Source organism: Halobellus marinus, assembly GCF_032113415.1.
Classification (GTDB): Archaea; Halobacteriota; Halobacteria; order Halobacteriales; family Haloferacaceae; genus Haloquadratum; species Haloquadratum marinus.
The window spans coordinates 180,281-203,027 of record NZ_CP134946.1; the positions used below are offsets into that span (position 1 = coordinate 180,281).

22 protein-coding genes are annotated in these 22,747 nt (G+C 61.9%); 14 read left to right on the forward strand and 8 right to left on the reverse strand.

Features of this window, described 5'->3' with window-relative positions:
* The first annotated feature begins 6 nt into the window (after positions 1-6).
* The gene (locus tag RJT37_RS00905) at positions 7-1,080 is read left to right on the forward strand and encodes a glycosyltransferase family 4 protein (protein ID WP_313687002.1); all 1,074 of its coding nucleotides are present in this window, start codon (positions 7-9) and stop codon (positions 1,078-1,080) included.
* 74 nt (positions 1,081-1,154) lie between these two features.
* Positions 1,155-2,492 (forward strand): sulfatase family protein, encoded by a 1,338-nt coding sequence (locus tag RJT37_RS00910; RefSeq protein WP_313687004.1) that lies wholly within the window; start codon positions 1,155-1,157, stop codon positions 2,490-2,492.
* 34 nt (positions 2,493-2,526) lie between these two features.
* On the opposite strand, the gene RJT37_RS00915 is transcribed toward RJT37_RS00910, so the two are convergent.
* From RJT37_RS00915 to glmU, 6 genes are all read right to left on the reverse strand, one after another.
* Complete coding sequence (locus RJT37_RS00915; RefSeq protein WP_313687006.1) at positions 2,527-3,552, reverse strand: glycosyltransferase family 4 protein; 1,026 nt, start codon at positions 3,550-3,552, stop codon at positions 2,527-2,529.
* 135 nt (positions 3,553-3,687) lie between these two features.
* Positions 3,688-4,623, reverse strand: coding sequence for an NAD-dependent epimerase/dehydratase family protein (locus RJT37_RS00920; RefSeq protein WP_313687008.1), 936 nt, complete (start codon positions 4,621-4,623; stop codon positions 3,688-3,690).
* A 50-nt stretch (positions 4,624-4,673) separates the two neighbouring features.
* The gene (locus tag RJT37_RS00925) at positions 4,674-5,945 is read right to left on the reverse strand and encodes a nucleotide sugar dehydrogenase (RefSeq protein ID WP_313687010.1); all 1,272 of its coding nucleotides are present in this window, start codon (positions 5,943-5,945) and stop codon (positions 4,674-4,676) included.
* 40 nt (positions 5,946-5,985) lie between these two features.
* A complete protein-coding gene (gene aglG / locus RJT37_RS00930; RefSeq protein ID WP_313687011.1) occupies positions 5,986-6,903 on the reverse strand; it encodes a glucosyl-dolichyl phosphate glucuronosyltransferase in 918 nt (305 codons plus the stop codon).
* A 230-nt stretch (positions 6,904-7,133) separates the two neighbouring features.
* Positions 7,134-8,951, reverse strand: coding sequence for a glutamine--fructose-6-phosphate transaminase (isomerizing) (gene glmS, locus RJT37_RS00935; protein ID WP_313687013.1), 1,818 nt, complete (start codon positions 8,949-8,951; stop codon positions 7,134-7,136).
* 1 nt (position 8,952) lies between these two features.
* On the reverse strand, positions 8,953-10,125 hold the full coding sequence (gene glmU / locus RJT37_RS00940; protein WP_313687015.1) for a bifunctional sugar-1-phosphate nucleotidylyltransferase/acetyltransferase: 1,173 nt from the start codon (positions 10,123-10,125) through the stop codon (positions 8,953-8,955).
* Between the two features lie 1,006 nt (positions 10,126-11,131).
* Here glmU and aglM point away from each other — a divergent pair.
* The 4 genes from aglM (at position 11,132) to RJT37_RS00960 (ending at position 14,441) form a co-directional block, all read left to right on the forward strand.
* Positions 11,132-12,436, forward strand: coding sequence for a UDP-glucose 6-dehydrogenase AglM (aglM, locus tag RJT37_RS00945; protein WP_313687017.1), 1,305 nt, complete (start codon positions 11,132-11,134; stop codon positions 12,434-12,436).
* A 309-nt stretch (positions 12,437-12,745) separates the two neighbouring features.
* Entirely contained in the window at positions 12,746-13,660 is a 915-nt protein-coding gene (aglJ, locus tag RJT37_RS00950; protein WP_313687019.1) for an S-layer glycoprotein N-glycosyltransferase AglJ, read from the forward strand.
* Positions 13,661-13,745: 85 nt separating this feature from the next.
* A complete protein-coding gene (locus RJT37_RS00955) occupies positions 13,746-14,105 on the forward strand; it encodes a MarR family transcriptional regulator (RefSeq protein ID WP_313687021.1) in 360 nt (119 codons plus the stop codon).
* The gene (locus RJT37_RS00960) at positions 14,106-14,441 is read left to right on the forward strand and encodes a type II toxin-antitoxin system PemK/MazF family toxin (RefSeq protein ID WP_313687023.1); all 336 of its coding nucleotides are present in this window, start codon (positions 14,106-14,108) and stop codon (positions 14,439-14,441) included.
* A 9-nt stretch (positions 14,442-14,450) separates the two neighbouring features.
* Here the strand turns inward: RJT37_RS00960 and RJT37_RS00965 are convergent, their stop codons facing one another.
* Positions 14,451-14,774 (reverse strand): DUF5789 family protein, encoded by a 324-nt coding sequence (locus RJT37_RS00965; RefSeq protein WP_313687025.1) that lies wholly within the window; start codon positions 14,772-14,774, stop codon positions 14,451-14,453.
* Between the two features lie 108 nt (positions 14,775-14,882).
* Between RJT37_RS00965 and RJT37_RS00970 the strand changes: the two genes are divergently transcribed.
* A complete protein-coding gene (locus tag RJT37_RS00970) occupies positions 14,883-15,095 on the forward strand; it encodes a ribbon-helix-helix domain-containing protein (RefSeq protein ID WP_313687027.1) in 213 nt (70 codons plus the stop codon).
* Between the two features lie 14 nt (positions 15,096-15,109).
* On the opposite strand, the gene RJT37_RS00975 is transcribed toward RJT37_RS00970, so the two are convergent.
* The gene (locus RJT37_RS00975; protein ID WP_313687029.1) at positions 15,110-15,529 is read right to left on the reverse strand and encodes a JAB/MPN domain protein-containing protein; all 420 of its coding nucleotides are present in this window, start codon (positions 15,527-15,529) and stop codon (positions 15,110-15,112) included.
* 149 nt (positions 15,530-15,678) lie between these two features.
* Between RJT37_RS00975 and RJT37_RS00980 the strand changes: the two genes are divergently transcribed.
* The 7 genes from RJT37_RS00980 to RJT37_RS01010 all read left to right on the forward strand — a co-directional run bounded on the left by RJT37_RS00980 (position 15,679) and on the right by RJT37_RS01010 (position 22,703).
* The gene (locus RJT37_RS00980; RefSeq protein WP_311172623.1) at positions 15,679-15,912 is read left to right on the forward strand and encodes an LSM domain-containing protein; all 234 of its coding nucleotides are present in this window, start codon (positions 15,679-15,681) and stop codon (positions 15,910-15,912) included.
* The gene (locus RJT37_RS00985) at positions 15,909-16,085 is read left to right on the forward strand and encodes a 50S ribosomal protein L37e (RefSeq protein WP_089766274.1); all 177 of its coding nucleotides are present in this window, start codon (positions 15,909-15,911) and stop codon (positions 16,083-16,085) included. Before RJT37_RS00980 ends, RJT37_RS00985 begins: the two co-directional genes overlap by 4 nt.
* Before the next feature lie 168 nt (positions 16,086-16,253).
* Positions 16,254-16,913: a MogA/MoaB family molybdenum cofactor biosynthesis protein gene (locus tag RJT37_RS00990; RefSeq protein WP_313687038.1), complete on the forward strand. Its 660-nt coding sequence runs from the start codon at positions 16,254-16,256 to the stop codon at positions 16,911-16,913.
* Between the two features lie 47 nt (positions 16,914-16,960).
* Positions 16,961-18,709, forward strand: coding sequence for a dihydroxy-acid dehydratase (ilvD, locus tag RJT37_RS00995; RefSeq protein WP_313687040.1), 1,749 nt, complete (start codon positions 16,961-16,963; stop codon positions 18,707-18,709).
* A gap of 165 nt (positions 18,710-18,874) precedes the next feature.
* Positions 18,875-20,296, forward strand: coding sequence for an outer membrane protein assembly factor BamB family protein (locus tag RJT37_RS01000; RefSeq protein WP_313687042.1), 1,422 nt, complete (start codon positions 18,875-18,877; stop codon positions 20,294-20,296).
* Between the two features lie 2 nt (positions 20,297-20,298).
* A complete protein-coding gene (locus tag RJT37_RS01005; protein ID WP_313687044.1) occupies positions 20,299-22,230 on the forward strand; it encodes a hypothetical protein in 1,932 nt (643 codons plus the stop codon).
* A complete protein-coding gene (locus RJT37_RS01010) occupies positions 22,230-22,703 on the forward strand; it encodes a hypothetical protein (RefSeq protein WP_313687046.1) in 474 nt (157 codons plus the stop codon). Before RJT37_RS01005 ends, RJT37_RS01010 begins: the two co-directional genes overlap by 1 nt.
* Positions 22,704-22,747 lie beyond the last annotated feature (44 nt).

The window sequence follows — 22,747 nt, forward strand, 5'->3', positions numbered from 1 at the left end:
TAATGAATGAGAGTCGCGATTATTGTGAGAGCGTTTCCACCAGATGTAATCGGTGGAATGCAGACACAAACAAAGCAGATGGGTACCGAACTTCACAGGGCAGGTCATAACGTAACTGTTTTTACTAGACAATTTGGTGAGCACGACGATAGCGATGTTCCGTATGAAGTTGTTCGAATCCGTAACTGGAAGATCAACTCGTTCATTAGCCATCTTACCTTCCTTTTGTTCGCACTCTTTGCTGTTGTTCGTCGCTCTGATGAATTTGACTGTGTGCAGTGTATGATGCTCTATCCAGTTGGCTTTCTTGGCTACGTCATTAACAAATTAACCGGTCTTCCGTACTTTGCGTGGATTCGCGGTGGCGATTACTACTTGATGAATGACGTTCACTGGAAACGCTGGACTATGCGCAAAGTATTGGCTGATACGCTGGTATTGGCCCAGTCAAAAGAGATTCGATCAGACGTGCTCTCTGATTTCAACGACATAGACTGCAACATCCAGGTTCTCGGGAATGCTGTATCAGTTCCTGACGAAACCGCAACTGGAGATGGGGCTCTCTATGTCGGACGGTTAGCTCCAAAAAAAGGGATCGAGTATCTTATTGAGGCAATCTCCGAGATCGAGTGCCATCTGACGATTGTCGGTGACGGCTCGGAACGCGAACGACTCGAAAAATTGGTTGAACAGACAGGTGCTAATGTTACTTTTGAAGGGAAAATCCCGCCAGGTGATGTCTCTGACTATTACCGGAGTGCAGGATTTCTCGTCCTCCCCTCCACTGAGGGAGAAGGTATGCCAAACGTGGTGTTAGAGGCCATGGCATGGGGTTTACCGGTTATTGCAACGGATAGCGGGGGTCTCCCAACCGTGATCGACGACGGTACCAATGGATACTTAGTCCCGATGCGGGATCCCGACGCTCTGCAAGACGCGATAGAAACTCTTCTCGAGGACCCGGAGACCAGTCGAAAGATGGGCAAAAACGCAAAACAGTACGTCCGCGAAAATCACTCTTGGAATGAACTTGTTGATTCTCTTGAAGATGTGTATAAAGAGGTGATATATGCTGACTGAGGAGAATATCGTATCAGTATTATCTGGTCGGAACGGAAGTAATTAACACGTCTCAAAGTCTATCGTCGTCCAGTATGAATGATATCCTGTTAATTACAGTTGACTCTCTTCGAGCGGATCATATTGGATACCACGGCTATGACCGGGATACGACACCAAATCTCGATTCATTAGCTGAATCAAGCCATAGTATGTCAAACGCGTTTGCTAATGGCTGTGGAACCAGTCGCTCGTTCCCTTCAATTATGTCATCAGCGTATCCACGAATGTATGGTGGATTCGAGCCACTCTCGGACGACCGACCCTTACTCGCCGAGATCACACGCGAGGAAGGATACCGGACTGCCGGATTTCACTCGAATCCGTATCTCAACGAACAATTCGGCTACGGTCGGGGATTCGAGACGTTTTTCACCTCCGAATCTGAGTCGTCGACTCTCGGTGAGATGCGCCAGTGGGTCAAAGATACCTTCGACGAATCGGGATTAATATTCAAATCACTCAAATTAATTTACGATCTGAGCGAGCGAACGGTCGGTTTCAATCCGGGCACACCATTCGTGCGTGCCGAGAATCTCACCGACCACGCACTTGAGTGGGCCCGGTCCGCCGCTTCTGCTCCCCGATTTCTCTGGGTCCATTATATGGATGTCCACCACCCCTACGCACCCCCTGAATCGTATCAGCGTATGTTCCGGGATAAAGTAGTGTCTGACCGGCGAGCAGTACAGCTTCGCCGGAAAATGCTTGAGGAACCAGAAGACATAACGGACGAGGAACTTGCAACGTTACGCGACCTATACGATGGAGAGATCCGGTATTTCGATCACCATGCCAGCAGACTAATACAGGAGATACGGGATTTATGGGGAGAGGAAACCATCGTCGGATTCACTTCCGATCACGGAGACGAATTTCTCGATCACGGTATGTTCAGTCATTACGATCGATTCTACGACGAACTGATCAACGTACCGCTGCTCATCGATGTGAATGATGGCGGAGACGAACACGATGAACTCGTCGAATTGCTTGATCTGGCCCCAACGTTGTTAGACTACGCTAACGTGCCGTGTCCGGACAGTTTGCTGGGTTCGAGCCTTCGAGCGGTGTTTGAATCAGGAACCTGGGAAAAGGAGGGAATCTGCGTCGAAGCGGCGTCCGGCCGCGCTTACCGAACGAAAGAGTGGAAATATATCAATACAGACACCGAGACGAAACTGTTCAATCTGGTCGAAGACCCCGAAGAGCAGACCGACGTGAGCGAGCAGCATCCCGAAATCGTCGAACAGTTCGAAGCCAAACTTGAGCGCTACGAGCAGTACGAACAGGAGACGGACCAGGATGTAGCTGCAGTCGAGATTGAAGGTGAGACCGAGAGCAGGCTTGAAGATCTCGGATATCTCCAGTGAGACAAGCGAAGGAGGGGATTTATAAATCCTCCGTTTAATCGATTTCTGTCAGAATAGTCCTGTATCGCTTTACTGCAGCCTCGAAACTGTACTCGTCGAGGACCAATGCTCGTCCATTTCTGCTAATCTGATCGAGATCATCTCGCTCCAGGATTGATGTAATATCCGCGGTCAGTTCCGACTCTTCTACCCCATCAATAAGAAATCCAGTCTCACCTTCCCGTACCACATCGGGCACACCCGAGACGGGCGTCGCATACGCCGGCGTCCCACAGGCCATTCCCTCCAGAATCGCTGTCGGAAGCCCCTCTGTCGGATGCGAGGGCACCACCTGCAACCGCATACGATTCAACTGCTCGGGAACCTCCTCGCGATCGACCCACCCCACGACCTCCACCTTGCCACACTCGATTTCCTCGGCGAGTTCCCGTTCGAGCATCTCCCGGTAGTCCCCGTCACCGACGAACACGAACCGGATATCATCCGGCAACTGTCGGGCGGCAGCCGCGAGTTCGGGCACGCGTTTCTCCACGTCCAACCGCCCGATGAAGCCGACCACCTGCTCGCGCTCGTCGAAGGGGACGCGCACGTCGAACTGTTCGGTGTCGACGAAGCGGGCGCCATTAGTGTGCAGTTTCTCCCGATATCGCCCTAACCCCAACTGTTCGGCCATCGCCGGCGTATAGGTGACGACGGCATCCGCCAGCCGATAGTTGACGCGTTCGAGCAGAGAAACCAGCCCAGCGAGCACACGAGGAAGCGGATCGGGTAACGACTCCTCCCAGCGCAGTCGCAAGGACAGCGGCACATCTCCGCGAGGTAACACGACGACGGCTTTCCCGATCAGTCGAGAAAATAGTACCGGTAGCACGTACGAGGTCGTCCCGAAGAACAGCACGGTTGTCTCATCGCGACGATAAATCGCCCGACAGAGCCGAAGTTGGTTCAGGAGGAATCTAACTGCCTCCACGAGCACGTGCTCGCCGGTTCCACTCGAACTGTACTCGACAACGTTGTGTTCGTCCCGGAGAGTGGTATCAGACGGAAGATTTGCGGTCAATACTGCAACGGAGGTAATTTCGGCGACGATATCGGCTAGATCGTGGGCGTGATCCTTGCCCTGCGTCCGCTGTGGCTGCGTAACTATACAGACGCCCCGATCGTTATCTCTCATTCTGGTTAGGTCGGCGAGTGCTCACTCGCCTTTGAGCCATTCGATCGTTCTCTGTAACCCGTCCTGAAACTCGACTTCCGGCTCGTAATCAAGCTCCTCACGAACCAGATCCAGATCCGCCATCGAATGGCGCACGTCGCCCGGCCGCGGATCGTCGTAGACTGGATCGAGATCCGTCCCCAGGACCTTGTTAATTCTCTCTACAAGTTCGTTGACCGTGATTCGGTCGCCGCAGGCGACGTTCACCGCCACGCCCGAGGCGTCACCCTCGGCAGCCAGCACGTTCGCCTCGACGACGTTGTCGATGTACGTGAAGTCCCGCGATTGCTCGCCGTCGCCGTAGATCACCGGCCGCTCGCCGTCCTGCATCAGGTTGATAAACTTCGGAATGACCGCCGCGTACTCACCTTCGGGATCCTGCCGGGGGCCGAAGACGTTGAAATACCGCAGCGCCACCATGTCGATATCGTACAACTCGCTGAACTGGACGGCCAACTTCTCGGTATAGTACTTCGAGAGCGCGTACGGCGACTCCGGATTCGCAGTCATCGACTCCACTTTCGGTAGCTCCTCACTCGAACCGTAGACAGAAGACGACGAAGCGACGACAGCAGTATCGACGTTGGCCCGGCGTGCGGCGTCAAGGACGGTCGCCGTTCCGGTGCAGTTCCCGTCTGTCGTCGTCACCGGGTCCTCGACGCTCCTCGGGACCGACGGCACGGCAGCCTGGTGGAAGAGGTAGTCGACGTCCTCCATCACGTCCGCAACACGCTCAGCGTCGCGGATGTCTATCTCGAAAAAAGAAAAGTCATCGTGTTCCTCGAGCGGATCGAGATTGTGCCGGTGACCGGTCAGGAAATTGTCGATCCCACGAACCGTATAACCACGGTCGAGCAACGACTCGGAGAGATTCGAGCCGATGAATCCGGCCGCCCCGGTGACGAGTGCAGTTGGCATACCGGGCTATGGAAGCCTCGGTGAGTTGAGTGTGTCGACTTCGAGAGGGATCACAGTCGCACGATGTTGTCGCCGGCGTGCTCTGCGGTCGCGTTCCGAGTGTCGAAGAGTAGCGAGGAGTGGTCGACGATCTCCCCGATATCGAACTGCGAGTGATCGGTGACGAGAACCACGCAGTCGACCCCTTCTAGCCGGTCAGTCGTCAGTTCGATTGACTCGTAGCGCTCCCCGAGAATGTCCAGTTCCGACACGAAGGGATCGTGATACGCGACGCTCGCGTTCCAGTCTTCGAGTTCGTTGATGATGTCGATGGCCGGGGATTCGCGCGTGTCGGAGACGTCCGGTTTGTAAGCCGCTCCCAGGACGAGAATCTCGGCGTTCGACAGCGCGACGCCGCGGTCGTTGAGTTGCTCGACGACGCGCTGGACGACGTGGCCTGGCATCTCCCGGTTCACGGTATCGGCCAGGTGGATGAATCGCGTGTCGATGCCCTGCTGGCTGGCTTTCCATGTGAGATAAAACGGGTCGATCGGAATACAGTGACCGCCGAGCCCCGGCCCCGGATAGAAGGGCATAAATCCGAAGGGCTTGGTCGCCGCCGCGTCGATCGCATTCCAGATGTTCACGTCGAGTTCGTGGGCGATCTGCGCGAGTTCGTTTATCAACCCGATGTTGACCGCCCGGAAGGTGTTCTCGAGTAACTTCACCAGTTCGGCTTCGGTCGCCGACTCGACGCGAACGATTTCGTCGAAGACCGGTTCGTACAGCGCCACGGCGTGGTCACCACAGGCCTGTGTCACCCCGCCGAGCACTTTCGGGATCTCCGTGGGTCCGTACTCCTCGTTTCCGGGGTCGATCCGTTCCGGTGAGAAGGCCAGATAGATGTCCTCCCCAACCGTTGCGCCGTTTTCGGTCAGCGCCTCCCCGACGACCTCGTTGGTCGCGCCGGGATAGACCGTACTCTCGAGGATGACCGTACAGCCGTCGGGGACCATCGGAGCGAGGCGTTCCGCCGCATCGATCACGAAGGAGAGGTCCGGCGTGTCCGTCTTCCGAAGCGGCGTCGGGACGCAGATCGAGACGCCATCCACGTCGGCGAGGGCACTGTACTCGGTGGTGAACGTGATCCCCTCCTCGACGGCCGCAGCCACGTCGGAATCGGAGATATCGCTTACCGTCGATTCCCCGTCCTGGAGGCGCTCGACCGTCTCCGTGTCGACGTCGACACCGACGACCTCGTATCCGGCCCGGTGCATCGCAATCGAAAGTGGAAGGCCGACGTATCCCAGGCCTACCACGCCGACACGTGTCGTATCCGTCATATACACCCCTCAAGTCGCCTGCCGATTTCAATACGTTGATTCACCACTTGATGAGTCCGTAAAGATAGCCCGTCCCGACGAGTCCCGTCAAAAGGAAGAGCGTGACGAGTTGCGTGGCTTTCGTCGTACTCGGGTCGCTTGCGAGCGATTCCACGCGCGAGGGGACGAACTCGAAGAGAAGCTGTTTGAGAAACGCCGACTCCTCGGCACTCGCGTCCCCGGAGACGATTGTCTCCATCGCGCGCTTCGAGTAGCCTTGCCAGAAGGCGCGTTCGAGAAGCCAGCGCTTCTCGGTCCGAAACTCGAAGACCTTGTGTCCGACTTTTGCGTCGGGATTGTAGATCACGCCTTGCCCGTACGCTTCCCGCATACGAGCGCAAAACTCCGTTTCGTGGGCTTGCAGGTTCTTCTCGCCCTGTCGACCGACCTGCGTCTCGAAGCCGCCGAGTTCCTCGAGTACCTCTGTTCGAAAGGAGATGTTCGAGCCGAACGTGTTCCGGACTTCCTCGCCCGGTTCCGCGAAGCCGCGGTGAGTGACGCCGACGAGCCAGTAAAACTCCTCGGGGAGAAACGTGGGCTTACCTGCGACCCAGATCGGCGTCATCTTGCCGCCGACAGCAATCGCATCTCGGGATTCGTACACCGAGACTAGCTCTTCGACCCACTCCTCGTCGGCGATCGCGTCGTCGTCGATGAGCGCGACGACATCGCCAGTCACATACTCCAAGGCGTTATTTCGACTCCCAGAGAGCCCGACGTTTTCCTCGTTACAGTGAATCTTCACGTCCTTCCTGTCCCCGTAATCCGCCTGCATCCGTTCGTATAGCGACTCGTTTCCGTCGGAGACCAACACGAGTTCGATATCGTCGTACGTCTGGGCAAAAATACTCTCGACGGCTTCCTGAAAATGATCGTACATCTCCTCGGTGTAGGTACAGATGACGACAGAAACCTTCATTAACGGATATCTTCCCACTCCGACAATTAAAGATTGTGAAGCACCGGTCGCAATATGAACTCGCCGCTCTGCGATCGGCGTTATCGGCGGTAATCCTTGAGGACACGACGGGAGTACTCTCCTTTCTGGATCACGGTCGCTGTCCGAGACGATCTCTCGTTCGGAGAGCAACGACGGTCGAAGACGCGGCGGCAGTGCCCCAACCTCACCATCGAATCACATCAGCTCCCCTACTCCACCGTCACACTCTTTGCCAGATTCCGCGGCTTATCGATCGACCTCCCCTTCAAATTCGCAACGTGATAGCTAAACAACTGAAAGTACACGTTCGCCACCAGCGGCTCTAGCTCACCAAGCTCGGGAACCTCGAACACCTCGTCGACGAACTTCTCGGCGTTTTCGACTGCCGAAGAAGCACACCCGATCACTGGCGCGCCCCGGGACTCTACCTCTTTCACGTTATTGAGCGTCTCCCCTGCACTGGCCCCCTCCGTCAGGATCGCCAGTACGGGCGTCTCCGAGGTCACCAGCGCCAGCGGTCCGTGTTTCAGCTCCCCCGCAGCGAACCCCTCGGCGTGATCGTACGAGATCTCTTTCAGTTTCAGCGCGCCCTCCAGTGCAACGGGCGCACCCAGCCGCCGGCCGATGAAGAAGAAGGCGTCGCCGTCGACGTACTCCTCGGCCGCAAGGCGCACCTGCTCTTCTCGATCTAACACCTGCTGTACCGCCCCCGGAATTCCACGGAGGTCCGACAGCAACTCCCGCGCGTCTCCCGACGACATCGTCCCGCGCTGCCGACCCACGTACACAGTCAACAGCGCAAGCGTCGCCACCTGCGAACAGAACGTTTTCGTCGCCGCGACGCCGATCTCCGGTCCGGCTCTAATAAACACCGTGTCATCGGTCTCGCGTGTCACTGAACTCCCCAGCGTGTTCGTCACCGCGAGCGTCCGTGCACCGGCTCGCTTCGCCCGCTTCAGTGCTGACAGCGTGTCGGCAGTCTCGCCGCTCTGGGTCACGGCGACGACGAGCGTCCGCCAGGGATCCCGGCCACCGGTAAACTCGTATTCGGAGGCAATCTCCGCGGAGGCCCGAACGTCGGCGTACTCCTCGAACAGCGTCGCCGCATACAGTCCGGCGTGATACGAGGTCCCGCAGGCGACGAACTGCACCTCCTCCAGTGAATTCAGATACTCCGCCGGAAGGTCGAGCTCTAGGTCGACCTCGCCCTGTACCTGATCGATCCGCCCGGAGATGGCCTGCCGGAGCGCCGTCGGCTGCTCGTGGATCTCCTTGAGCATATAGTGCTCGTAGCCGCCCTTCTCAGCTGCTTCGGCGTCCCAGTCGACCTCGATAATCTCCCGTGAAACCACCCCGCCGTCGGCGTACACCGTCGCGCCCTCGTTGGTGAGGTGAATCAGGTCGCCCTCCTCGGGGTAGCTCACACGACGTGTGTGTTCGACGAACGCCGGGACGTCGCTCGCGAGGAACGTCCCGTGGTCGGCGTGGCCGAGCACGAGCGGGTTGCCTCGCCGGGTGGCCACGATTCCCTCGTGACCTGCGGCGACGACAGCCAGCGCAAAGTTTCCCTCCAGCCGCTCGATAGTAGCCGACACTGCATCTACCAGCCCCTTCCCCGAGTCGAGTTCCTCCTCGACGAGATGCGGAACGACCTCGGTGTCTGTCTCGCTGGTGAACTCGTGACCCCGTTTTTCTAGCTCCGTCCGCAGCGTGTCGTAGTTCTCGATGATCCCGTTGTGGACGACCGCGACGTCGCCCGACTCGTCGGTGTGCGGATGCGCGTTCGCATCAGTCGGTTCGCCGTGCGTCGACCACCGGGTGTGCCCAATGCCCGTCGTCGACGTCGAACTTTCGGGGAGGATGGCTTTGAGCGCCGAAAGCTCCCCCTCCCGCTTGTAGACGTCGACGACGTCGCTACAGAAGGCCACGCCTGCGGAGTCGTAGCCCCGGTATTCGAGGTTCGAGAGTCCGTCTCGGAGGATCGGAAGCGCGTCCTCGGTCCCGACGTAGCCGATGATTCCACACATCTTATCCCCTCCTGACGACCGCGTCGGTCTCGATCCAGCCCGCCACGACGGCCCCAGATTCGACGGACGCGTGATTGCCCAGCACCGTTCCCGGCGAGACGGTCACAGCACCGCCCAGTTGTGCGTTGTCGCCGAGGACACCGCCCAGACGCACGTCTCCGTGAACACTCCCGTCGACCACCACGTCCGCCTCGCCGCCTTCGATTGTCGTGTTGGAACCGACAGTCGCGTTCTCGCCGACGACGCAGTCGCGGACGACCGCGCCGTCGCCGATCGTCGCGTCCGTGAGCACCACGGAATTGGCGACGACGGCGTTCGAGCCGACCTCGACGTTGTCGCCGAGGGACGTCCCCGGGAGCACGGTCGCGCCCGGCCAGACGCGGACGTCCGAACCCAGCGCGGTCCCGTCGACGACGGTCGCGCGATCGTGGACGGCTGCCGTCTCAGCACTTCCGGAGCTTGACCCGCCGTTATCAAGCCGATCCAGCATCCGGCTGTTGACCGAGAGGATGTCCCAGTGATACGAGACGTCGAGCCAGAGGCCGTCGAAGCGGATCGGCCGCAGCGCGTCTCGGTGCTCCCTTAGCACTGCTGTGATCGCGAGTTCGCCCTCGGTGTCGGTCTCACGAAGGGCATCGAAGATAGACTCGCCAAGCCCGTAGACGCCTGCATTGATGTAATCCGTCCGTACGGTGTGCGCCGGCGGCTTCTCCTCGATGGAGCGCACCGACTTCCCGTCGAGTTCGACGACGCCGTAGTTTTCGGGATTCCGGTGTCGCGTCACCGCCATCACCGGCTGTCTGGTCTCCCTCCGTTCGTCGATCACCGCGGAGATGGCGGTCGGTTCGATGATCCGGTCGCCGTTCAGCGCGAGAAAGTTGCCGTCGACGTACGATTCGGCCTGCAGCAGCGCGTGCCCGGTGCCGAGTTGCGTCTCCTGGACGGCGTATTCGATGTCGACGTCCCAGTCGTCGCCGTCACCAAAGTGACTCTGTATCCGCTCGCGTTTGTAGCCCACGACGAACACGAATTCGTCGATGCCGGCCTCACGGGCGGCTTCGAGTACGTGTTCGAGTAATGGCTGATTCCCGATCGGAAGCATCGGTTTCGGCCGCGTCCGAGTCAACGGCCTGAGCCGCGTTCCTTCACCGGCGGCGAGGACGACTGCCTTCATATTACAGGTGTATCGATGGGGGGTTCAATACTTTTTGTCTGTCGTTCGGTATCAATTAGACCGACTCCCGGAGGGCCTGTCGAACTGTGTCTTCGACCGAGCACTCGGTTTCGATTCGAAACTTCGTGGGCTGGTGATATATTGACTGTCAAATTCTGCCCCGTGGGCTGGCTCTTCCGCGGATCCTCGATATACTCAACTTTGGGTTCGTATCCCCTTTTTTAGAATACCGTTGGTTGATTTCCACGACGTCGGTGACGCTTACCTGTTCGCCGCTTGTGAGTTCTCCGCACTACGAAACTCCAGTGTCAGCAGGATCGGTGAGGTCCACAAAGAGAACCGGATGGTTGACCCACCATTCTGCGGCGTATCGTTTCGTCGTTGTGTGGTGATAGTTGTGCCGTCGGAGGAATGTTCGACAATTAATCTCGCCAGTATATCGGGTGTGGTCTATCTTGTAGGCGGTGTCTGTGATTCCATCAGTTGTGTCATCGGTATCGGCAACCGGGTGAACAAAAATCAGATCGATGTCCGGATGAGTGCCAACGCGGAGGTATTTGCGATCCGCAAAGTGCGGAAGATAGATATCTCTATTCAGGCGAAGTTCATCGTCTCGCGAATAGTACCGCGCGTGGATACGTCGATGAGCTTCTGTTCCGTCATCATCACGAATCCGATAGCGGTTCGCTCCATCGGACGCGATGGTTATGGTAGTATTCAGTGTCGTGTTCGTCCTACTTGTTGACGGCTTCGATGCACTACGGTCGTCGCGCCCGTAGATCAGCGGCTCTCTGAGGACATCTGCCTCAGCAATGTTTCATTTCTCGGGGAAGGAGAGGTCTGGTCTCGAGTCCGGAGAGATCCGGGTAGACGAGCCCGTGAAAATAGGATCTTCCATCTAGCTAGCACCGAAAGGGCTCCGTCCTCCTTGTACTCGTGAGGTCAGGTTCTTTTCTCTAGCAATTCCTATGCCTTCTTGTGCTCGCTCTTCGATCGCTTGACTAAGATGCATATCTCCGTCATCGGCAGCGGGTACGTGGGAACCACGATCGCAGCGTGTTTCGCCGATCTCGGCCACAGCGTCGTCAACATCGACGTCGACGCCGACGTCGTCGAAACGATCAACGCAGGCGACACACCGATTCACGAAGCGGAACTCCCGGATCTCATCGGGAAACACGCAGGCAACAGTGGAACCGGCCGACTCAGAGCAACAACAGACTACGACGCCCTCCTCGAAACAGACGTCACGTTCCTCTGTCTCCCGACACCCCAGTACGACGACGGGAGCATCGACCTCTCCATCATCGAGACCGGCGCGGAGCAACTCGGCGAGACCCTCAAAGGGAAATCCGGCTGGCACACCGTCGTCATAAAAAGCACGGTCGTCCCGGGCACCACCGACGACGTTCTCACGCCCGTCATCGAGTCCGCCTGCGGCCGCACCGCAGGCGAGGACGTCGGCGTCGGAATGAACCCCGAGTTCCTCCGGGAGGGAACGGCAGTCGCCGACTTCCTCGATCCGGACAAGATCGTCCTCGGCGCGGACAACGAGCGCACCCGACGCGATATGCGGGAGGTCTTCGCCCCGCTCGAAGCCGAGACCGGCGCACCCGTCGTCGAGACGGACACACGAACTGCGGAGATGATCAAGTACGCGAACAACGCCTTCCTCGCGGCGAAGGTCAGCCTCATCAACGACCTCGGGAACATCTGCAAGGAGTTCGGCATCGACGCCTACGAGGTGGCCGACGCGATCGGTCTCGACGACCGGATCAGCGAGCAGTTCCTCCGGAGCGGCGTCGGCTGGGGCGGTAGCTGCTTCCCGAAAGACGTCGCCGCTATCATCGCAGCGGCGCGTGACAACGACTACGAGCCGACGGTGCTCGAAGCGGCGGTCGAACTCAACGACAAACAACCCGAGCGCCTGCTGGAACTCCTCGATTCGCACGTCGACGTCGCGGGCGAGCGCGTCGCGGTCCTCGGTCTCGCGTTCAAGCCCGGCACCGACGACACCCGAAACTCGCGGGCGATCGAAGTCATCGAAGGCCTCCAGGCGCGCGGCGCTCGCGTCGTGGGATACGATCCGGTCGCGACCGAAAATATGCGGGAGCGGTTCCCCGACGTGACATACGCGGAATCGGCAGCCGAGGCGCTCGAAGATGCTGTCGGCGCCGTCGTCGTCACCGACTGGGACGAGTTCGCCGCCCTCGACGACGAGTTCGCCGCGATGAAAGAGCCAGTCGTCGTCGACGGCCGACGGATCATCGAACCGACGCCGGAGATCATCTACGAAGGGCTGACGTGGTGAAAAGGAACTGCGACTGCGGCTGAACTCGCTTCTTCCAGTAACTCCGGGTGGGGTTCAGGTGCGCGATTGCTGGCCGAAGAACCGCCGATGGGCGGGAATGGAAGGGGCCGCGCTCTCGACGAAGACGGGCGATGCAAGCACTGAAGAGCGAACGGAGTGAGCGACGAAGCGCGCAGCGAGCCCATCGAGTCGAGAGCGCGGGGGCTTCCAAGGTCTTCTCTGCACAGTTCCCGGAGATTCCAGTCTTAACGAAACAGTAACAACTCCGTTCCGGAACCACTTTTAGGACTCCCCGATGCAGTCCCCACGATGGATTACGACGACGTCTGCGTTCTCGTGCCCACCTACAACGAGGCCGAGACCGTCGGCCGCGTGATCGACGACTTCCGCGAGGCGGGCTTCGACCGCATCCTCGTCGTCGACGGCGGCTCCGAGGACGGCACCGACGACATCGCCGCCGAGCACGGCGCAGACGTCGTCTATCAGTCCGGTTCTGGAAAGGGACAGGCCGTCCGCGAGGCCGTCTCCCAACATATCGACCGCGAGTACGTGCTGATGCTCGACGGCGACGCGACGTATCACGCGGACGACGCCGACGCGATGCTCGAACCCCTCCGCGACGGCGACGCCGAGCACGTGATCGGCAACCGCTTCGCGGACCTCCGCGAGGGGGCGATGACGCGCTTCAACCAGCTCGGCAACCGGATGATCAACCGCGGGTTCAGGTTCGTCCACGGCGAGAGCTTCGGCGACATCCTCTCGGGCTACCGCGCGTTCACGCGCGAATCGTTCAGATCGATGACGCTGACCTCCGACGGCTTCGGTATCGAGACCGAGATGGCCGTCGAGTGTGCAAAGCGGAACATCCCGACGACGGTCGTTCCGGTTACGTACTACCCCCGTCCCTCGGGTTCGGACACGAACCTCCGGCCGATCCGGGACGGCGGGATCATCTTCCTCGAACTCTACCGGCGGGCGAAGACGAACAACCCGCTCTTCTACTTCGGGAGTCTGGGCGTCCTCTCGACGGTGACGGGGTTCCTGATCGCAGTCTACGTCGTGGTCGAGTGGGTCACGGTGAACGTCTCCCACGAGGTGCTCGCGGTGGTTTCGGGATTCGGCATCATCGTCGGCGTCCAACTGCTGATGTTCGGCGTACTCGCGGATCTGGTGCTGACGCTCCATCGGGAGACGTTGCAGCGGATTGACGAGCAGCAAGAGTAGGTTGGGTATTGCTGCCACGTCTCTCGAAGTTGAATTATTCCAGCCGGTGCATTACATCTATTACGGTGAATTACATAGGACGAGTATGCCAATCGACATCGACCGTTTCGAAAGCGACCCCGAGAGCGAACTCAGAGCGTCGGGCCGTACGAACGCCGAACACATCCTCTCGTTTCTCGCGGGGGCATCCGAAAAGGCGTTCACCCCCCAGGAAATTCACGAGGCCACCGACGTCCCCCGTGGGAGTGTTGGCGTCGTTCTCTCTCGCTTGGAGGACCGTGATCTCGTCCGGCACCGTGGAGAGTACTGGGCAATCGCTGAATCGGTTGACGTTGACGTCACGCTCGCGGCGATGACAACCGCACGAACTGCGACGGAGCGCCTCGGCTCCGAAGATCCGGAAGAGTGGGGTCCAGGGATCGAGACCGACGACGAGGCCGAATAGATGGAACTTGACCGCGGAGCAGTCTGGTGGGGACCGGCGCCACACAAGGCGAGTCCAGCCTACCGTCCGTGGGTCGTCGTCAGCGACAACTCACACCCCTTTGCTGATACTGAATGTATCGCGGTCGCGATGACGACACAGGCACACGCGGAAGGCATACTCGTTCCCGACGACGCGTGGATTCGTGGTGGTTCCGACAAATCCGCCTACGTCTCCCCGTGGTATGTGACCACGATCAAGCAGCGCGATTTCGATCGACAACAAGGGGTACTGTCCGAGCCTCTCCTCGCGGACGTCATTGCTGAACTGCACCGGTATACTCCGGATGTTTCGTGAGGACCTCGATCAAAACGGCAACAGCGCCCGGAGCTGCGAGAAAATCCCCCCGCCCGAAGCGCGATACTCCTCGAAGACTGGATGCAGCGCGTCCAGCAACTCCCGCTTGGAGTCGAATTCGCTCGGTCCGACGGCCGCAAGCGCCTCCGAGAGTGCGACCGTGTTGTCGTTGGCGTCGTAGGGAATCTCGGGGTCGCCGAGCGCCCGGACGATCTCGTCGGTGGTCGCAGGAAACGTGAGATCCGAGTTCGAGAGGTAAGGGGAGAGCGCCGCGATCCCGAACTCCAAGGAGTCGGGCTCGTCGCCGTCCTGTTGCGGTGGTCTGACAGCCATCGACCGTTCGTAGGGCGGGGGGAATGGAAAAACCCCCGGCTCCGACCGGAGTATCGCCGCCCACTCCACAGGGTTTTGTTCGCCCGCCGTCACACACTACTCACGCCGATGACCGAGTATACGACCGTCTCGATCCCGAAAGATCTGGCCGAGCGGGTCGACGAGACTATCGAGGGGACCAGCTTTTCGAGCACGAGCGACCTCGTTCGCTTCCTCCTGCGGAGCATCGTCATCCAGTACCAGCGCGAGGGCGAACTCACGGAGGCACAGTTCGAGGATATCGCCGAGCAACTGACTGATCTGGGGTATCTCGACGGCTGAGTCGAACTGTAATTTCACTCGCCCGCGAGCGTCTCCCGCGGCGGTTCGACGTCCAGCACGTCGAGGTCGAGTTCGCGATCGTTACGGTCGAAGGCGGCACACGACGACTCCTCCCAGGGCGGCACTGCGACCACGACTGCGGCGGCGAACGTGTCCTCGCGGGTGGCTTCGGGCGGCCCTTGCGGATGGGAAACGAATCGGGCGCGGCCGCGTCCCGCGGGCGTCCCGAGATCGACGCCGAAGACGGCCCGTACCGAGCCGCTCGCTTCGGGGAAATAAAAGTGCGTCAGTACCGGCGTGTCGGGTTCTAACTGCAGATCTGCCTCGAAGTCGGCCGCCGGTGTCGACGCGAGGACGGCTTCCATCGACGACGGCTCTTCGTCCGCCGCCATCTCCAACAGCGCGTCGAGAAGCCCACGAGTGATGTATACCACGACCGTACGAACGCCCGCGGGCCCCAAAACCGCGTCGGAGGCGGTGACGCGAGTGGCGGAGGTACCGCTAGAAGCTATCGCCGCTATCGACTCACGTGACCGCACAGCGGTCCGGCAGGTTTAATACCGAAACGGGCGCCGCTTGGAACATGAGCGGACGACCCCTGGACGTGCTCGAAGCCGCACTCGAAGATGTCGTCACGGTCACGCTTAAAGACGGGACTGCGTACTACGGCACCCTCGCCGGGTACGACCAGCATATGAACGCCGTCCTGGAGCCACCGACCGACGTCGACGACGACGTCCTGGCCGAACTGGACGTCACGGCGGTCGAAGACACAACGATTATACGCGGCGACAACGTCGTCACGATAAGAACATGACGGGTGCAGGAACCCCAAGCCAAGGAAAGAAGAACAAGACGACGCACGTCAAATGTCGCCGCTGCGGCGAGAAATCCTACCACGTCAAAAAGAAGGTCTGCTCCTCGTGTGGCTTCGGCAAGTCGGCGAAGCGCCGCGATTACGAGTGGCAGTCGAAAGCCGGCGATAACTGAACCGTTCGTTTCCTTCTTCCACTTCTCGTGGCTTCTCGGCGTTCGTGGCATTCTCTCCGTACTCCGGTCGTCGAAGTAGCTGAGAGGTCAATGTAGCCAAGGGTTGTCCATACGCGTCGCCGGCGTGAATACTGGGAATCTTTGTCGATGGCGCGAAAAGCCACTCGTATGACCGAAGACGATCAGAGTCACGAGGACGCTCACGACCACGATCAGGGTAACGACGATCATCACGGCCACGACCACGATCATCACGACCACGATCAGGGTAACGGCGATCATCACGGTCACGACCACGACCATCACGGGCAGGATGACCACGACCACGACCACCACGCCCACGACGTCGAGTCGGTCGGCGCAGCCATCGTCACAGTCTCTACGTCGCGCTCGATCGACGAGGACCCGGCCGGCGATGCCATCGCGGCGGCCTTCGAGGCCGCCGATCACGAGGTCGCCACCAGGGAAGTCGTCCCGGACGACTTCGACGGCCTGCAGTCGACCGTCGACGGCCTCGTGGACCGCGAGGAGGTCGACGTCGTCGTGACGACCGGCGGCACGGGCGTCACGCCGGACGACGTCACGATCGAAGCGGTGAGTGGCCTCTTCGAGAAGGAACTGCCTGGATTCGGCGAACTGTTCCGCCGCTACTCCGAAGACGAGATCGGCACGCGCGTCGTCGGCACCCGGGCGACCGCGGGCATCCTCCAGGGCGTCCCTGTGTTCTGTCTCCCCGGGAGCGAGAACGCCGCACGGCTCGGCAGCGAGGAACTCATCGTCCCCGAGGCACCACATCTTGCAGGGTTGGCGACGCGACCCGAGGAGTAAGCCGGTCACCCGTGGCCTTTTAATGGCGGTACGACCACCTCTCGTGTATGAGCAAGCAGGAACCACCCGAACGCGAGGACGAGGAGACGTTCTCCACCGGGAAGGATCCCGACCTTCCCAGCACCGACGTCACCGAGGGGCCCGACAAGGCGCCGCACCGCGCGATGTTCCGCGCGATGGGCTTCGACGACGAGGATCTCGGCTCGCCGATGGTCGGCGTCGCCAACCCCGCCGCGGACATCACGCCGTGTAACGTCCACCTCGACGACGTCGCCGACGCCGCTATCGAGGGCATCGAGACGGCCGGCGGGATGCCGATCGAGTTCGGGACGATCACGATCTCCGATGCCATCTCGATGGGCACGGAGGGGATGAAGGCCTCCCTGATCTCCCGGGAGGTCATCGCCGACTCCGTCGAACTCGTCGCGTTCGGCGAACGGATGGACGCCCTGGTCACCATCGCGGGCTGTGACAAGAACCTCCCCGGGATGATGATGGCCGCGATCCGGACGGACCTGCCCACCGTCTTCCTCTACGGCGGGTCGATTATGCCGGGCGAACACAACGGCCGCGACGTCACCATCCAGAACGTCTTCGAGGGCGTCGGCACCTACGCGCAGGGGGAGATGGACGCCGACGAACTCGACGAACTGGAGCGCCACGCCTGCCCTGGCGCCGGCTCCTGCGGCGGGATGTTCACCGCGAACACGATGGCCTCGATCTCCGAGGCAATGGGACTGGCTCCGCTCGGCACCGCCGACGCGCCCGCCGAATCCGAGGAGCGCTACGAGGTCGCGCGCCGCTCGGGCGAGGCCGTCCTCAGCGCCGTCGCGAACGACATCCGGCCCTCCGATATCCTCACGAAGGAGTCCTTCGAGAACGCCATCGCCCTGCAGGTCGCGATCGGCGGCTCGACCAACGCCGTCCTCCACCTGCTCGCGCTCGCCGCGGAAGCGGGGATCGACCTCTCGATCGAGGAGTTCGACGAGATCTCCCGAAAGACGCCGAAGATCGCGAACCTCCAGCCAGGAGGAACAAAGACGATGAACGACCTCCACGAGGAGGGCGGCGTGCCGGTCGTGATCCGACGGCTGCTCGACGCCGGACTGTTCCACGGCGACGCGATGACCGTCACCGGGCGGACGATCGCCGAGGAACTGGAGGAACTGGACCTCCCGAGCGACGAGGAGATCACCGGCGACTTCATCTACACCGTCGACGACCCCTACCAGGCGGAGGGCGCGATCAAGATCCTCACCGGCAACCTCGCGCCGGACGGCGCGGTCCTGAAGGTGACCGGCGACGACAAGTTCCACCACACCGGCCCAGCGCGCCTCTTCGAGGGCGAGGAGGCGGCGATGCGCTACGTCCAGGAGGGTCACATCGAGTCGGGCGACGTGATCGTCATCCGCAACGAGGGACCGCAGGGCGGCCCCGGGATGCGCGAGATGCTCGGCGTCACCGCCGCCGTCGTCGGGCAAGGCCACGAGGACGACGTCGCGCTCCTGACCGACGGCCGCTTCTCCGGGGCGACCCGCGGCCCGATGGTCGGCCACGTCGCGCCCGAGGCCGCCGTCGGCGGGCCGATCGCGCTCCTGGAAGACGGCGACGAGATCACTGTCGACATTCCCGACCGGGAACTCTCCGTCGACGTCTCCGAGTCGGAACTCGACGCCCGCCGCGAGGAGTGGGAACCGCGGGAACCCGCCTACACCTCCGGCGTGCTCGCGAAGTACGGTAACGACTTCGGCTCGGCCGCGAACGGCGCGGTGACGAATCCGGGCGCGAAGCGGTAGCCGAAGCGCGTTTTTTCGACAACATCCGAGAATAACCGGGAGACGGCGTACCCGATCGAACTGATAGCCACGCCGATCGGCGCGCGTTGATAATGATTACTCTCGTCTCTTACTGAGACAAAGTACTTGTACCCCGAATAGTGATAATAGAACGACACGATAAGGATGACGCACAACATCACGCGGCGGGAGGCGATGCGGCTGGCCGCGGCCGCGGGGGGCGCGTTCGCGCTTGCCGGCGCGAGCGGGAGCGCCAGCGGCCAGACGGCCGACAGCAGCACGGTACCGATGTTCAGGTACGACGCCCACAACAGCGGCGTCGCGCCCGCGAGCGGCCCGAAAGACGGCGCTGACGACGTGTGGACCTTCGAGACCGGCGATCGGTTGACCGCACAGCCGATCGTCGCCGACGGCCGGGTGTTCCAGGCGAGCCACGACAACACGCTGTACGCCGTCTCGACGGCCGACGGGAGCGAGGTGTGGTCTGCCGGGACGAACGGGTCGCTGTCGTCGTCGCCTGCAGTCGGTGACGGGGTCGTCTACCTCCCGACGGCGACGGGGCGGGTTCTGGCGTTCGGCGCCGCAAACGGCGAGGGGCTCTGGGCGTCCTCGGTCAACGCGAGCAACATCCGAAGCCCGACGCTCGTAGACGGTGAACTGTTTGCCACGGGATCGAAAGACGACGTTCGCGACGCGTACTTGCTTGACCCGTCCGACGGCGAGGTAGCGTGGCGGACTGACCTAGCGTATATGGGGCCGCTCGGGACGCCTATCGTCGACGACGACGTGGTCTACGTGACAAACCGCAAGGACGATCGCTGGGACTATCCGGCGCGAATCACGGCTCTTTCCCGATCCGACGGCTCAAAAGAGTGGACACAGACCCTCTCCGGCAGCGACAGCAAAACGTGGGGCCTCTCATACGCGGACGGCACGCTCTACGCCGGAACAAACGAGGGCGCCGTCTACTCCGTCGACGCCGACTCAGGGAGCGTCAACTGGCGGTTCGGGGACATCTCGGGTGTCTCGACGATCCCGGTCTACGCCGACGGCACGCTCTACGTCGCTTCGACCGGCGACAACGCACTCCACGCGATCGATCCGTCGATCGGAACGCGACAGTGGCGGACGTCGCTCAACGGGACGCCGACCTCGCCGGTGTACGCCGACGGCGTGCTCTACTTCGGCGCGGACGACAACTACGTCTACGCCCACGACGCCAGCAACGGAGACGAACTGTGGAACTTCCAGACCGGCGGCTCCATCGTCGCCCCGCCGGTGGTCGTCGGGGGTCGCGTCTACGCTGCGAGCACGGACGGACTCCTCTACGCGCTCGGTGAGGGATCCGGGGGACCGCCCGTCCCGGACGTCACCGGCGACGGCAACCCGGCGCAGGACCTCGACGGCGACGGCCTCTACGAAGACGTCAACGGCGACGGCGCGTTCACCGCTGTCGACGTGCAAGCCCTCTTCGCCAACCTCGACAGCGACGCGGTCCAGAACAACGTCGAGCGGTTCGACTTCAACGGCGACGGCGTCGTCGACGTCACCGACGTGCAAGCGCTCTTCGCTCGACTTGACGAGTGACAATGAGACGTACCCATACCACACGGCGCGCGAAGCGACTCGCGGTCGTCCTCGCTCTCATCGTCGCACTCGGCGGCGTCGCGGGCGTTGTCGGCGCAGGGAGCGTCGCAGCGGCCGGTGCCGCCGCGGAGGGAGCGACAGATACCCAGGCGCTGTCGGATACGAACATCCGGGCGCAGACCTCCGCGGGATCGACGTCCGTGCGCCTGACCCCGACGACAGCGACCATCGCGGCCGGTGAATCCCAGGAGTACGACATCGTCGTCTCCGACGTCGACGGCGGCGTGGGGGCCGTGACCGCCACGATCTCTGTCGACGACACCGACGTCGTGTCGATCGGCGACGTCGATCTGAACGGCGATCCGGGCGTCGAGACTGTCGACGTCGAGTCCGACGGCTCGGAGGTGTTCGTCCGGGCGGCGCTGATGGACACCGACGACAGCGGGTCGGTGACGATCGGCACCGTCTCCGTCGAGGGCGTCGACCAGGGCTCGACAGACCTCTCCCTCGACGTCGAATCGCTCGGCAACGAGGAGGGAGAGCCCTACGACGTCGGCGCGACGCCGGGCAGTTCACTCTCCGTCGAGGGCTCCGCCGACGCGACGCCGCTGGCCATCTCGGCGGACGAATCGACCGTCGAACCGGGCGATCAGGTCGACTTCGAGGTCCGGCGGGGCGACAGCGACGCACTCGTCTCCGCGACGGTCCACGTCGGCGGCGAGGCCTACGAGACGGGCCTCGACGGCGTCGCGACCGTCAGGATCACAGAGGAGATGGGCAGCGACGCCGAGACGATAACGGCCGTCGCCTCGAAGGAAGCCACCGACGAGGAGTCGTTCCGGAACGACTCGGTGACGCTGGATCTCGGGGGCGAGGACGCCGGGACGGCGACCGCGACACCACCCGACACAGAAACGCCCGAACCCGGTGACGGCCCGCGGGTGACGCTCCGCCCCGCGAGCGCGTCGGTCGGCGTCGGGGAGGAGACCGAGTGGCGACTCGTCGCGGCCGGCGTCGACGGCGGCGTCGGCGCCGTCGAGGCGCAGATCCGCCTCGAATCGACCGAGACGGCGAGAATCACGGACGTCGAACTCGAAGGCGACGCGGGCGTCGAACAGACCGAGATCCAGGGTGACGGCGCGGGCGCCGTCATCCGCGGCGCACTGATGGATACGAACGACACCGGGGTCGCCCACATCGCGACGCTGACCGTCGAAGGTGTCGAATCGGGGACCACCCAGGCCGCAGTGTCGGTCGACTCCCTCGGCGACGAGGACGGCAACAGCTACGAGGTCGGTTCGACGCCGTCGGCGACGCTCTCGGTCGGATCGGCCGACGACGGCGGCAGCGAGGGCGGTACCTCGACGGTCGTGCTCTCGGTGTCGGAGATGTCGAACGGCTTCGAGCGCGCGAGCGTCACGGTGCGGACCGCCGTGGACGCGTCGGTGACCGACACGCAGGCCGAGATGGTCTCCGGCAGTCAACTGCGGGTCGTCTCCGACGGCCCGCGGGCGACGACCGTGCAGGCAGTCGATCTGGCGGGCGACGTCGACGCCTTCGAGGAGCCCCGAACGATCGCACGGCTCACCTACGACAAACGGCTGAGCGCCGATGACGTCGAGATCGAAGTCGAGAACCTCCAGAACGACGACGGCGATTCGGTCTCCGGCGACCGCATCTCCGTCGAGGTGCAGGCCGGCGGGCTCTTCGAGGAGTCGCTGCCGGGTGCCGACACCGGGGCAGCGCCGACTGATCCCGACGGTGACGGTCGCTACGAGGACGTCGACGGCGACGGCGAGGTAACCTTCGACGACGCAGTCGCGCTCTCCTTCGTCGACACCACCGAACTGAGTAGCGAACAGGTCGCCGCCCTGGACTTCGACGAGGACGGTGACCTCGATATGGACGACGCAGTCGCACTCGCCTTCGAATGATGACGCAGGACGCACCCACACCGACCCGGTCGGCATCGACACGGAGACGATTCCTCGGAACCGCGGCGGCGGCCATCTCGGTCGGCCTCGCAGGCTGTGGAAGCGCCCTCGAAGCGGGTGCCGGCTCCGAGGCCGTCGCTGCCGTCACCCTCGACGGTGCGCCGAACGGTCTCCAGAAGTACCGCTGCACCGTCGAACAGGACGGGGACGTCCCGATCACGGCGGTCGAACCGGAACTCGTCGACAGCGACGAGTTTCAGGTGATCAATGGCGGCGTCGACAGCCCCGCGGTCGTGGCGAGGGCCGCCGACATCTCAGAGTCGGTCGAGGCCTTCGAGGAGACGCGGACGCTCTTTGCGGTCACGTTCGGCGACACGGTCGACGCCCAGGATCTGGGCCTGAACGTCGGCGTCGCCACCAACGACGAGGGCGAGTCGATCCCGCGGGACCGGCTGTCGCTCAGCGTCGAGTGAGCGGCCGGCGACCGGAGTCGGCCGAATATCCGCTCTCGGAGCGC

What these genes read in the sequence shown, in the direction of transcription:
- RJT37_RS00905 (WP_313687002.1), top strand. Translation starts at nt 7, where the DNA reads ATGAGAGTCGCGATTATTGTGAGAGCGTTTCCACCAGATGTAATCGGT.
- RJT37_RS00910 (WP_313687004.1), top strand. Translation starts at nt 1,155, where the DNA reads ATGAATGATATCCTGTTAATTACAGTTGACTCTCTTCGAGCGGATCAT.
- RJT37_RS00920 (WP_313687008.1), bottom strand. Translation starts at nt 4,623, where the DNA reads ATGCCAACTGCACTCGTCACCGGGGCGGCCGGATTCATCGGCTCGAAT.
- RJT37_RS00925 (WP_313687010.1), bottom strand. Translation starts at nt 5,945, where the DNA reads ATGACGGATACGACACGTGTCGGCGTGGTAGGCCTGGGATACGTCGGC.
- aglG (WP_313687011.1), bottom strand. Translation starts at nt 6,903, where the DNA reads ATGAAGGTTTCTGTCGTCATCTGTACCTACACCGAGGAGATGTACGAT.
- glmS (WP_313687013.1), bottom strand. Translation starts at nt 8,951, where the DNA reads ATGTGTGGAATCATCGGCTACGTCGGGACCGAGGACGCGCTTCCGATC.
- glmU (WP_313687015.1), bottom strand. Translation starts at nt 10,125, where the DNA reads ATGAAGGCAGTCGTCCTCGCCGCCGGTGAAGGAACGCGGCTCAGGCCG.
- aglM (WP_313687017.1), top strand. Translation starts at nt 11,132, where the DNA reads ATGCATATCTCCGTCATCGGCAGCGGGTACGTGGGAACCACGATCGCA.
- aglJ (WP_313687019.1), top strand. Translation starts at nt 12,746, where the DNA reads ATGGATTACGACGACGTCTGCGTTCTCGTGCCCACCTACAACGAGGCC.
- RJT37_RS00955 (WP_313687021.1), top strand. Translation starts at nt 13,746, where the DNA reads ATGCCAATCGACATCGACCGTTTCGAAAGCGACCCCGAGAGCGAACTC.
- RJT37_RS00960 (WP_313687023.1), top strand. Translation starts at nt 14,106, where the DNA reads ATGGAACTTGACCGCGGAGCAGTCTGGTGGGGACCGGCGCCACACAAG.
- RJT37_RS00965 (WP_313687025.1), bottom strand. Translation starts at nt 14,774, where the DNA reads ATGGCTGTCAGACCACCGCAACAGGACGGCGACGAGCCCGACTCCTTG.
- RJT37_RS00970 (WP_313687027.1), top strand. Translation starts at nt 14,883, where the DNA reads ATGACCGAGTATACGACCGTCTCGATCCCGAAAGATCTGGCCGAGCGG.
- RJT37_RS00980 (WP_311172623.1), top strand. Translation starts at nt 15,679, where the DNA reads ATGAGCGGACGACCCCTGGACGTGCTCGAAGCCGCACTCGAAGATGTC.
- RJT37_RS00985 (WP_089766274.1), top strand. Translation starts at nt 15,909, where the DNA reads ATGACGGGTGCAGGAACCCCAAGCCAAGGAAAGAAGAACAAGACGACG.
- RJT37_RS00990 (WP_313687038.1), top strand. Translation starts at nt 16,254, where the DNA reads ATGACCGAAGACGATCAGAGTCACGAGGACGCTCACGACCACGATCAG.
- ilvD (WP_313687040.1), top strand. Translation starts at nt 16,961, where the DNA reads ATGAGCAAGCAGGAACCACCCGAACGCGAGGACGAGGAGACGTTCTCC.
- RJT37_RS01000 (WP_313687042.1), top strand. Translation starts at nt 18,875, where the DNA reads ATGACGCACAACATCACGCGGCGGGAGGCGATGCGGCTGGCCGCGGCC.
- RJT37_RS01005 (WP_313687044.1), top strand. Translation starts at nt 20,299, where the DNA reads ATGAGACGTACCCATACCACACGGCGCGCGAAGCGACTCGCGGTCGTC.
- RJT37_RS01010 (WP_313687046.1), top strand. Translation starts at nt 22,230, where the DNA reads ATGACGCAGGACGCACCCACACCGACCCGGTCGGCATCGACACGGAGA.